Source organism: Actinoplanes sp. NPDC048791 (assembly GCF_040650095.1).
Lineage (GTDB): Bacteria > Actinomycetota > Actinomycetes > Mycobacteriales > Micromonosporaceae > Actinoplanes.
In genome coordinates, this window is sequence record NZ_JBEZGQ010000244.1 from 1 (window position 1) to 9,848 (window position 9,848).

Below are 9,848 nucleotides of genomic sequence, written 5' to 3' on the forward strand. Positions count from 1 at the left end.
CGGTGCCCGCCCGCCGCGACGATGACGAAACCGGCGCCGGACACCAGCGCGGAGGCCCACAGCACCGGTGGCTGGCGCCAGCGGTCGACCGTGCGGGCCAGCAGGGGAGCGCTCACCGCCATCGCCGCCGTGTACGCCGCGACCAGCAGCCCGGCGGCGGTCAGGCTCAGCGACTGGCGGGCGAACAGGAGCAGGGCGAGCGGGCCGGAGGCCAGTGGCAGGCGGCCGACCTGGCTGGCCAGCAGAACGCGGGAGACCTGCGGCGCACGCAGCACCGCGCGGACCCCGGGCGGAGAGGAACTGACAGCGGACATGACACATCGCTCCCTGTGCGATGAGGAATGGTGCTGGACGCGCCGGTGCCGGGGCTGCGTCAGGGAGCGAAGTCGGCCCGCTCGTGGTCGTTGCCGTAGAGCGGCAGGGCGGGGGTGATCCAGTGGGCGTACGCCGCCGCGACTGCCTCCACCGGGATCACTGCCCGACCATAACCCAGTCGGCCGGGTCGGTGGGGGCCACGTCGGCGGGCCGGGGCACCACCGGCAGCGTGAACCAGAACCGGCTGCCGCCGCCCGGGTTGTCGTCGATGCCGACCCGGCCGCCGTGGCGTTCGACGATCCGGGCCACGATGGCCAGGCCCAGGCCGGTGCCCGGATAGCCCTCGCTGCCGGCCGCCCGGGCGAAGGCGGTGAAGACGGTGTCGCGCTGCTCCTCGGGGATACCGATGCCGCGGTCGGCGACGTCGATCCGGACGGCGTCGCCCTCGGGCCGGCTGCTGATCCGCACGTACGGCTGATGCCCCTCCGCCGTGTACTTCACCGCGTTGCCGATCAGGTTGTCCAGCACCTGCCGCAGCAGCGTGGCATCCCCCGGTACGGCGGGCAGCGGGTCCACGACGATCAGCGTGTCCGACTGCTGCGCCCCGGTGAGCCGTTCGTGGGCGATGTCGTCGGCCAGCGCCTTCAGGTCGACCGTCGTGGTGTTCAGCGTCCGGTTCTCGGCGGTGGCGTAGTCGAGCAGGTCGTCGATGAGGGTCTGCATACGCTGGGCGCCGCCGTACAGCCGTTCCAGGAAGTCACGGTGCTGCGGGTCGAGCCGCGCCGCGGCCTCCTCGCGCAGGAAGTCCGCGTAGCCGGTGATCCGGGCCAGCGGGCTGCGCAGGTCGTGGGCCACGATGCCGGCGAAGCCGACCAGCTCCGTCTCGCGCTGCCGCAGCTGCTGCTCGACGGCCTCGCGCCGCCGGATGTCGTGCAGCAGCGCGGTGGTGGCCTGGTCGACGCGGCGCAGCGCGCGGTTGCGGGAAGTGAGCACCGTGCCGGTGAGCCCGGCGATCAGCGCGGTCAGCAGGGCGCCGATGATCCACGCGGCGACGTCCAGGTGCATGTCGGCGCCGGGCAGCAGCCGCTGGGTGGGCTGGACGACGAGCCGCCAGGTGCGTTGCGGCACGGTGACCGGGACGTCGCTGGGGTCCGGGTGGTCGTGCAGCCGGGCCGGCGGCATCCAGCTCGCGACCGGGACCGGGTTGCCGGGGGCGGGGTCGAACAGGGTGACGGCCACCGCGTCGCCGGCCACCACGCTGATCGCCTGCCGCAGGAAGTCACCGCCGCGCAGCCCCATGGTCAGCCAGCCGCGGAACTGCCCGGTGTCCGGAGCCGACGGCGAGGTCGCGTAGACCGGCGCGGCCAGCACGAACGACAACTGCTGGAGCGTGGCCGGCAGGGACTGGTCCTTGATCAGCCGGTAGGTGCTGCTCGTCGCGACCCGGTGACTCGTCCGGGCCTGCCGCATCGCCGCGACCGCCGCCGGGGACCCGGCCAGGTCGCGGCCCAGCAGCGACTCACCGCGGTCGAGCGAGCGGTGCAGCACGATGAACAGGTGGTCGCCCACGGCGGTCGGCACCGGCTGCAGGGTCAGCCCGGCGTCACCGCGGTCCCGCCAGAAACGCTGCACCTGCGGGATCCGCGATCTGCTCGCCGGCACCACGAAGGCCACCCCGCTGGCCCCGGGCAGCCGCTGCTGGTCGATCGCGGCGACGATGGCGGTGAACTCGGCGGACTCCAGCCGGGCCTGGGCGCCGACGGCCGCGGCCAGGTCGGTCAGGGAGGTGCTGTAGCGACGGACCTCGGCGGCCACCGTCTGCGCGACGATCATGGACCGCTGCTCCAGGGCCCGGTGCGCCCGGTCGTCGTCGGCCCGCCGCAACGCCAGCGCGGCCAGCGTGGTGCCGAGCAGGCCGAGGGCGATGACCAGGGCGAGCACGCGTACCGAGCGACGCCCCGGCGACCGCGAGCCGGCGCCGGGGGAGGTGCTCGTGCCGGATTCCCCGCCCACGGCCCGACGCTACGCCCGCGGCCGGGACCCGGGTGGCGATTCCCGCGAGTGGCGGGGTGCTCCGGTGGCCTGGGTATGGTGATCTCATGTCAGGACCCGCCGTGCCGGCCGTCGAGGCGGCCGGGATCGCGCACCGCGTGCTGCGGCACGGGCCGGTCGGCAGCGTGGCCGAGGCCGCTGCCGCCCAGGGCATGGAGGTCCGCGATCTGGTCAAGACCCTGGTCGTACGCCGCGCCGACGACCAGTACGTCTTCGTGCTGGTGCCCGGCGACCGGGTGATCTCGTGGCCGAAGCTGCGCGCCCTGCTCGGGGTCAACCGGCTGTCGATGCCGGACGCCGCGACGGCCAAGCAGGCCACCGGCTACGAGCGTGGCACCATCACCCCGTTCGGGTCCTCGACGGCCTGGCCGGTGATCGCCGACGAACGGCTGCGCGGCCGCACGATCGGCCTCGGCGCGGGCGAGCGCGGGGTGGGTCTGCAGGTGGCCGCGGACGAGGCCGTCAAGGCGCTGGACGCCACCTTCGCCGACGTGACGGATCCCGAGCCGGCCCGGTCCTAGCGACGCTCAGGCCGGCTGGGCGACGTGCCCGGGGATCTCCTCGATCCGGTGGTAGACCGGCAGGCCCCGCTCCCGGGCGATGGCCACGTCCTGGTCCGCACCGGTGGACTCGCCGGGCAGCCGCAGCACCGCGTCGCAGTGCTGCAGCAGCCGCTGGGCGGTCGGATAGAGCACGTCCTCGGCGGTGGCCGCGCCGTGCGCCTGGTCGAGCACCGGCAGCGCCACCCATTCGCCGATCATCGGCACGTGCCCGGCCTGGAAGATCGGCCACGCCGCCTCCTCGAGGCGGGCCAGGTTGGCCGCGATCAGGTCGGGGTCGCCGCCGGTGCCGGAGCGGTAGGGACCGGCAATGAGGATCATCATGGGCTTCATGGCGCCAGATTAGCGCTAGACTCGGCAAAAACAAAGAAGAACGTGGAGAAACGTGCATGCTGGCTGCGCAACGTAAGGACTTCCTGCTCGCCCGGCTCGACCGTGACCGCCGGGTGGTGGCCAAGGATGTGGCCGCCGAGCTCGGCGTCTCCGAGGACAGCGTCCGGCGGGACCTGCGGGAGCTGGCCGCCGCCGGCCTCTTCCAGCGGGTCTACGGCGGTGCGCTGCCCGCCTCGCCGGCGGTGGCCGACTACGGCACCCGGCGCGCGGTCGAGGTGGACAGCAAGCAGCGGGTCGCCGCGGCCGCCGCGGCCCTGATCCGGCCGGGGAGCACCGTGATCCTCGACGGCGGCACGACCGCCCTGGCCGTGACCCGGGCACTGCCGGCCGGCCTGGAGGCCACCGTGGTCACCCACAGTCCGACCGTCGCGGCCGCGCTCGCCGAGCACCCCTCGGTCGAGGTCTACATCCTCGGTGGCCGGCTCTTCCGGCACTCGATGGTCGCGTGCGGCGCGGCGGCGGTCGAGGCCGCCCAGGTGGTGCACGCGGACCTGTTCCTGCTCGGGGTCACCGGCGTGCACCCGGACGCCGGGCTGACCACCGGCGACGCCGACGAGGCCGCGATGAAACGGGCCCTGGCCAAGCGGGCCGCGGACACCTACGTGCTGGCCAGCACCGAGAAGATCGGGGCCGCCTCCCGCTTCGCGGTGCTGCCGCTGAGTGCCGTCGCGGGCGTTGTCACCGACGCATCGTCACAGGACGAAACCGTACGGCGACTGAGTGCTGAAGGCGTACCGGTGCTTCCCGCTTAGGTCGCGGAGTATGACCGTTCGGCGCACGCCTGCGATCGATGGGCGGTTTATGCTTGCGCCGTTCCATCCGGCGTGGTTCCGCTCGAGCAAGGGATGTGCACGTGGCTGACGGCCAGCAGGAGATGCCCAAACTGGACACCACCGTCCCGCAGACGGCCCGGATCTGGAACCACCTGCTGGGTGGCAAGGACAACTTCGCCGTCGACCGGGAGGTCGGCGACCAGATCATCGCGTCCCTGCCGCAGCTGGCCGAGAACGCCCGGCTCTCCCGGGCCTACCTGGCCCGCGCGGTGCGTTACCTGGCCGGTGAGGCGGGCGTGCGGCAGTTCCTGGACATCGGCACGGGCCTGCCCACCGCCGACAACACCCACGAGGTCGCGCAGCAGGTCGCCCCGGAAGCCCGGATCGTCTATGTGGACAACGACCCGCTGGTGCTCGCGCACGCCCGGGCCCTGCTGACCACCAGCCCCGAGGGCGCCACCGACTACATCGACGCCGACCTGCGCGACTCCGACACCATCCTGCGCGAGGCCGCCCGCACTCTCGACCTGGATCAGCCGGTGGCGCTGTTCCTGATGGGCATTCTCGGTCACATCGAGGACGACGCCGAAGCCAAGTCGATCATCGACAAGATCATGGGACGGCTCGCCCCGGGCAGCTACCTCGCGATGTACGACGGCAGCGACACCAGCGAGGCCAACAACGAGGCCGTGCGGATCTGGAACATCTCCGCCAACCCGAAGTACCACCTGCGCAGCGCCGCCCGCATCGCCGGGCTGTTCGAGGGGCTGGAACTGGTCGAGCCCGGTGTCGTCCCGGTGACCCGCTGGAAGCCGGAGCCGGGTGCCGAGAACGCGCCGGAGATCGACCAGTACTGTGCCGTGGGCCGCAAACCGTAAACGACGACGGGAACACCAGTGACGACGGCGCAGAACGACGGGCCCACGGTCCGCCGCTTGCAGCTCGGCGCCCGCCTGCGCAATTTGCGGCTGGCCAAGGGGGTCACCCGCGACAAGGCCGGCTACGAGATCCGCGCCTCCGAGTCGAAGATCAGCCGGATGGAGCTCGGCCGCGTCAGCTTCAAGGAGCGCGACGTCGTCGACCTGCTCAAGCTGTACGGCGTCGAGGACGAGGGTGAGCAGCAGCGCCTGCTCACCCTGGCCCGGGAGGCCAACACCCCGGGCTGGTGGCACTCGTACGGCGACGTGCTCAGCACCTGGTTCCAGAACTACCTGGACCTCGAGCAGGCCGCCGAGCTGATCCGCACGTACGAGATCCAGTTCGTGCCCGGTCTGTTGCAGACCGACGCCTACGCCCGGGCGGTCATCATGCTCGGGCACGGCGGCGCGACGCCCGAGGAGATCGACCGCCGGGCCGACCTGCGGATGGCGCGCAAGCAGATGCTGCAACGCCACGAGTCCCCGCGGCTCTGGGCGGTGCTCGACGAGGCGGTGCTGCGCCGCCCGATCGGCGGCAAGGAAGTGCTCCGCGAGCAGATCGAGTCGCTGCTGGCGATGTGCGAGCAGCCCAGCGTCCGGCTCCAGGTGATCCCGTTCGAGTCCGGCGGGCACGCGGCGGCCGGTGGCGCGTTCACCATCCTGCGCTTCCCGTACCCCGACATGCCCGACGTGGTCTACCTCGAGCACCTGACCAGCGGCCTGTACCTGGACAAGCGCGAGGACGTCGACCACTACGCCGCGGCGATGGGCCGGCTGACGATCGAGGCGGAACCCCCCGCGCGGACCCCGGAACTGCTGCACAAGGCGCTGCGCGACCTGGACGCCGAGTAGGAAAGGGAAGCCACCGCGATGGCCGAGCTGACCGCCGCGCTCTCCGTGCCGCTGCCGGAGACGGACCGTCCGCTGCTGACCTACTACGACGACGCGACCGGGGAACGCACCGAGCTCAGCGCGGCCGAGCTGGGCAGCTGGTCGGCCCGGACCGCGGCCCTGCTGCGCGACGGCTGCGGCCTGCAAGCGGGCGGCAGCGCGGCGGTGCTGCTGCCGGCGCACTGGCAGACCGCCGCGGTGCTGCTCGGGGCGTGGTCGGCGGGGGTGGCCGTGTCGTTCCGCTCGTGGGCCACCGCGGGGCTGTCCGCGCCGCCGCCCGAACGGCTCGACGCCGTGTTCGTCTCCCGCAAGCGGCTGGACAGCTGGCTCGAGGAGGTGCCGGCCGCCCGGCACCGCTTCGTGCTGGGCCTGGCGCCCGGCCTGCAGCCGCTGGCCGAGGTTCCGGCGGACTACCGGGACTTCGCGGCCGAGGTGGTCCGGCATCCGGACGACGCGCCGGCTTACACAGCGCTGCGGCCCGGCGACGCGGCAAGCCCGGACGGTACGACGTACGCGCAATGGAACGACATCGCGCACAGCATCGCGGCCTCGTTGCAGCTGCGCCCCGGTGACCGGGTGCTGGTCGACGCGACGAACCATGAGCAGCCTGTGCAGTGGCTGCTGGCGCCGCTGGCGGCTGGGGCGTCCATTGTGCTTTGTGCCAACCTGGACCGCGACGCCTTGGACGCCCGGGTCGCCGCGGAGGGCGTCACCCGGGTCCTCTGAGGATCGCGGTCCGCTACCTCTGATACTGCTGGCGCAGCCTGGCCGCGTGCTGCGCGTAGGCGTTGGCCGCGTCGACCTGATGCGTCGCCGCCAGCATCAGGCTCAGGTTGTGCATCGCGGTGGCGAGATCCTCGGCGTACGCGTCAGGATCGTGGTCGGCCAGCCACTGGTACTGCCGCACCGCCTCGCCCGCCGGGCCGATCGCTTCCGCGTGCCGGTACGACCGGGCCAGGTGCATCCCGAAGTTCATCAGGGCCATCGCCAGGTCGGGCCGGTACGCCTGGTCGTCGATCCGGAGCAGGAACTCGTAGAGGCCGACGGCCTCCTGGGTCGCCGGCACCGCCTCGAAGTGCCGCTCCAGCTCGCCCAGCCGGAGCCCGTAGTTGCTGAGCGCGCCGGCCAGCAGCGCCAGCGCCGAGGCGGATCCGGTGGCGGCCAGCCGGCGGTGGATGCCGACTGCTTCGTGGGTGTACGCCAGGGCCTCCGGGTGGCGACCGAGCTCGGAGAGTTGGATGCCCGCGTTGTTCAGCGAGCCGGCCAGGTCGGCGAGGTAGGTCTGCGGTTCGCGCGCCGCGAGCTGCCGGCGGATCTCGAGGGCCTCGCTGCCGACCGCGAACGCCTCCCCGGCCCGGCCCAGATCGTCCAGCCGGTTGGCCAGGCTGTCCAGCGCCGCGGCGAGTTCGGGCAGGTAGCGGGCCGGTTCGGCACGGACCAGCCTGCGTAGGATGCCGACACCTTCGTCCATCGCGGCCAGCGCCTCGGTGGGCTGCCGCACGATCGACAGGATGATGGCGAGATTGTTCAGCGAGGCGGCCAGCCGGGCCAGGTCGTCGGACGGCGAGCCGGCCCGGACGGCCACCCGGCTGACGGCCACGGCCTCCTGGGCCGTCTCGACCGCCTCGTCCAGCCGGCCGGCCTGGGCCAGCGTGCTGCTGAGGTTGCTCAACGACGACGCGAGCGGGCCGGTGTACTGGGCCGGGGCCTGCTGGGCCAGCCGGCGGCGGATCGAGGTGACCTCCTGGGCCGGCGGGAGGGCGTCGGTGGGCCGTCCGAGGAGTTCGACCAGGTTGCCGGCGTTGTTCAGCGCGGCGGCGAGGTCGGGCAGATAGCCTGCCGGGTCCGCGGCGGCCAGCTGCCGGTAGATCGGTATCGCCTGGTGGGTGAGGTCCAGCGCTTCGGTGAGCTCGCCGAGCTGGGTCAACGAGGCGCCCAGGTTGAGCAGGGCGGTGGCCAGCCGGGCCCGGCCGGCCTCGGGGTTGAGCTCGGCGACGCGGCGGCTGACCGCGATCGCCTCCCGGGCCGGCGGGATCGACTCGGTGATCCGACCGGTGTCGGCCAGACCGCCCGCCACCAGCTCCAAAGCCGCGGCCAAGAGGTCCAGATAGGCGTCGGAACCGGGCCAGACGAGACCGCGGGCGATCCGCAGTGCCTCCTCCGAGAGGGGCAACGCGGCGGTGGAGTCCGACAGCCGCGCCAGGTCGCACAGGGAGATCGCGAGTTGAGGCCGGTACCGGTCGCTGTCCCGGGCGGCAAGAGCGCGGCAGACGGCGACGGCTTCGGTCGCCGTGCCGACCGCCTCCGCGTGCCGTCCGCACGAGGTGGAGATCGCCGAGCTCGCGGACAGTGCTGTGGCCAGAGCAGCGAGATAGGAGCCCGGACCGTCGGACGGCAGGTCCCGCGCCAGAGTGACCGCACGTTCCGCGCAGGCGGCCGCCTCTTCGTCGCGACCTAGACTCACCAGGTGGCGGCCCAGGTCGCCGAGCGCCGCCACCAGGCCCCGCACGTGGGCCACCGGGTTGGCCGCGGCGAGCCGTTCGTGGACGGCCACGACCTCCTCGATGACGGCCAGCGCTTCCGCCGTTCGACCGCGGACGTCGAGCGACGCGAAGTAGCCGTTCAGGGCGGTGCCGAGTTCCGGAAGAAACGCGTCGGGATTCACCTCGGCCACGCGCCGGTACGCCCCGACCGCCTCCTCGGTCGGCGGCGCCGCCTCGGCGTGCCGGCCCATCGCGCTCAGGGCGGTCCCGGCGTTGGCCAGCGTGGCCGCGAGCGGGGGCAGATAGGCGCCGGGCCGGATGCCGGCCAGCTTCCGCCACACCGCGATCGCCTCAGCAGCCACCGTGTACGCCTCGTCGCGCCGCCCGGCCCCGGCCAGGTGATTGCTCAAGCTGATCAAAGACGTGCCGAGCGTGACCAGCACCTCTTCACCGGCCTCGTCAGGCAGCCGTCGGCAGATGGCGACCGACTCCGCGCTGAGCGCCAGTGCTCCCGGTTTGTCGCCCCCGACGCCGACGCGGACCGCGAGGGTGCTGAGTCCCTGAGCGAGCACCGCGAGGTACAGCTCAGGATCCTGCTCCGCCAGCTCGCGCAGCAGATCGACGGCCTCTCGTGCCGGGGCCAGGGTCTCGGCGTCGCGACCGAGCGCGGCGAGGTGTTCGCTGACGCCGAGGAGGGCCTTGGCGAGCCCGCCGCTGCTGTTCCGCGGCGACGCCACGACCCACTCGCGGAAGATGTCCACGGCCCGGGTCTCCGCGTCGAGTGCCTCGGCGTGCCGCCCGGCACAGCTCAGCCGGTCCGCGAGGTTCGTGTACAGCAGGCCGCGCTGCCAAACGTCCGTGGCCGCCTCGACGAGGTGTGGCGTCAGCCTGGCCACGATGGCGGCGGCCCCGGTGTCGAGGTCCACGTCCCGTTCAGGCAGTCGCTCCGCGACGGCTTCGAGCACCGCGAAGTCCGGATCGCCGATGGCCGCGAGCGCGACCAGCGCGGCGCTGCCCGCGGCGACGGCCAGCTCCGGTCGTTCGAGCAGCAGCGGGTGGAGATAGGTCTGTCCGACGTGCGGCCAACGGTCGGTCGCCGCGGCCAGGAAGGTGATCAGCCGGGCCAGGTGACCCGGAGCGCTTTCGCCGGTCGCCAGCACCGTCGCGGTCCGGGCCGCCCAGGGCTTGCTCGGGTACGGCGCGAGGTGGCCGGGCAACGTAAGCGCCAGCAGGTCCTCGGCGAGCCGGTCCGGCGCCAGCGGTTCCAGGACACTGCCCGCCTCCAGCGGCGGGTAGCAGTAGGCGTGGTCGTCCAATATCGGAGTGGGGTCTCCGGGCAGCTCGGCGCGGGTGAGCAGCGCCGAGCCCGCCGGCCGGGTGGCGGCCCCGGTGAGCGCGGCCGCGAAGACGACCTGATGCATGACCGCGGGCGGCGTCGAGTAGGTGTCCGGCCGGCCCGGAGTG

At 73.1% G+C, this 9,848-nt stretch carries 8 protein-coding genes and 1 pseudogene; 5 read left to right on the forward strand and 4 right to left on the reverse strand.

Annotation, left to right across the window (positions count from 1 at the left end; translation table 11 throughout):
* Positions 1 to 314: pseudogene (locus AB0C29_RS19275) on the reverse strand (hypothetical protein); the annotation flags it as partial.
* 157 nt (positions 315 to 471) lie between these two features.
* Positions 472 to 2,328 carry an ATP-binding protein gene (locus tag AB0C29_RS19280; protein ID WP_360821892.1) on the reverse strand — a complete coding sequence of 619 codons (1,857 nt, stop codon included), beginning with the start codon at positions 2,326 to 2,328 and terminating at the stop codon, positions 472 to 474.
* Between the two features lie 86 nt (positions 2,329 to 2,414).
* On the opposite strand from AB0C29_RS19280, the gene AB0C29_RS19285 reads away from it, so the two are divergent.
* Positions 2,415 to 2,888 (forward strand): YbaK/EbsC family protein, encoded by a 474-nt coding sequence (locus AB0C29_RS19285; protein WP_360821894.1) that lies wholly within the window; start codon positions 2,415 to 2,417, stop codon positions 2,886 to 2,888.
* 6 nt (positions 2,889 to 2,894) lie between these two features.
* Here the strand turns inward: AB0C29_RS19285 and AB0C29_RS19290 are convergent, their stop codons facing one another.
* Positions 2,895 to 3,260 carry a DUF4406 domain-containing protein gene (locus AB0C29_RS19290; RefSeq protein WP_360821896.1) on the reverse strand — a complete coding sequence of 122 codons (366 nt, stop codon included), beginning with the start codon at positions 3,258 to 3,260 and terminating at the stop codon, positions 2,895 to 2,897.
* Positions 3,261 to 3,316: 56 nt separating this feature from the next.
* On the opposite strand from AB0C29_RS19290, the gene AB0C29_RS19295 reads away from it, so the two are divergent.
* The 4 genes from AB0C29_RS19295 (at position 3,317) to AB0C29_RS19310 (ending at position 6,627) form a co-directional block, all read left to right on the forward strand.
* Positions 3,317 to 4,072: a DeoR/GlpR family DNA-binding transcription regulator gene (locus AB0C29_RS19295; protein WP_360821898.1), complete on the forward strand. Its 756-nt coding sequence runs from the start codon at positions 3,317 to 3,319 to the stop codon at positions 4,070 to 4,072.
* Between the two features lie 122 nt (positions 4,073 to 4,194).
* Complete coding sequence (locus AB0C29_RS19300) at positions 4,195 to 4,971, forward strand: SAM-dependent methyltransferase (RefSeq protein ID WP_360821906.1); 777 nt, start codon at positions 4,195 to 4,197, stop codon at positions 4,969 to 4,971.
* A gap of 18 nt (positions 4,972 to 4,989) precedes the next feature.
* Entirely contained in the window at positions 4,990 to 5,862 is an 873-nt protein-coding gene (locus tag AB0C29_RS19305) for a helix-turn-helix transcriptional regulator (RefSeq protein WP_360821900.1), read from the forward strand.
* An 18-nt stretch (positions 5,863 to 5,880) separates the two neighbouring features.
* Positions 5,881 to 6,627, forward strand: a complete 747-nt coding sequence (locus tag AB0C29_RS19310) for a TIGR03089 family protein (protein ID WP_360821902.1) — start codon at positions 5,881 to 5,883, stop codon at positions 6,625 to 6,627.
* 13 nt (positions 6,628 to 6,640) lie between these two features.
* Here AB0C29_RS19310 and AB0C29_RS19315 read toward each other — a convergent pair.
* Positions 6,641 to 9,848 (reverse strand): tetratricopeptide repeat protein (locus tag AB0C29_RS19315; RefSeq protein ID WP_360821904.1); only part of this gene is annotated, 3,208 nt, incomplete at its 5' end.

Bases quoted from the DNA above. Each gene is read 5' to 3' on its own strand.
- AB0C29_RS19290 (WP_360821896.1), bottom strand. From the start codon at position 3,260: ATGAAGCCCATGATGATCCTCATTGCCGGTCCCTACCGCTCCGGCACC.
- AB0C29_RS19295 (WP_360821898.1), top strand. From the start codon at position 3,317: ATGCTGGCTGCGCAACGTAAGGACTTCCTGCTCGCCCGGCTCGACCGT.
- AB0C29_RS19300 (WP_360821906.1), top strand. From the start codon at position 4,195: ATGCCCAAACTGGACACCACCGTCCCGCAGACGGCCCGGATCTGGAAC.
- AB0C29_RS19285 (WP_360821894.1), top strand. From the start codon at position 2,415: ATGTCAGGACCCGCCGTGCCGGCCGTCGAGGCGGCCGGGATCGCGCAC.
- AB0C29_RS19310 (WP_360821902.1), top strand. From the start codon at position 5,881: ATGGCCGAGCTGACCGCCGCGCTCTCCGTGCCGCTGCCGGAGACGGAC.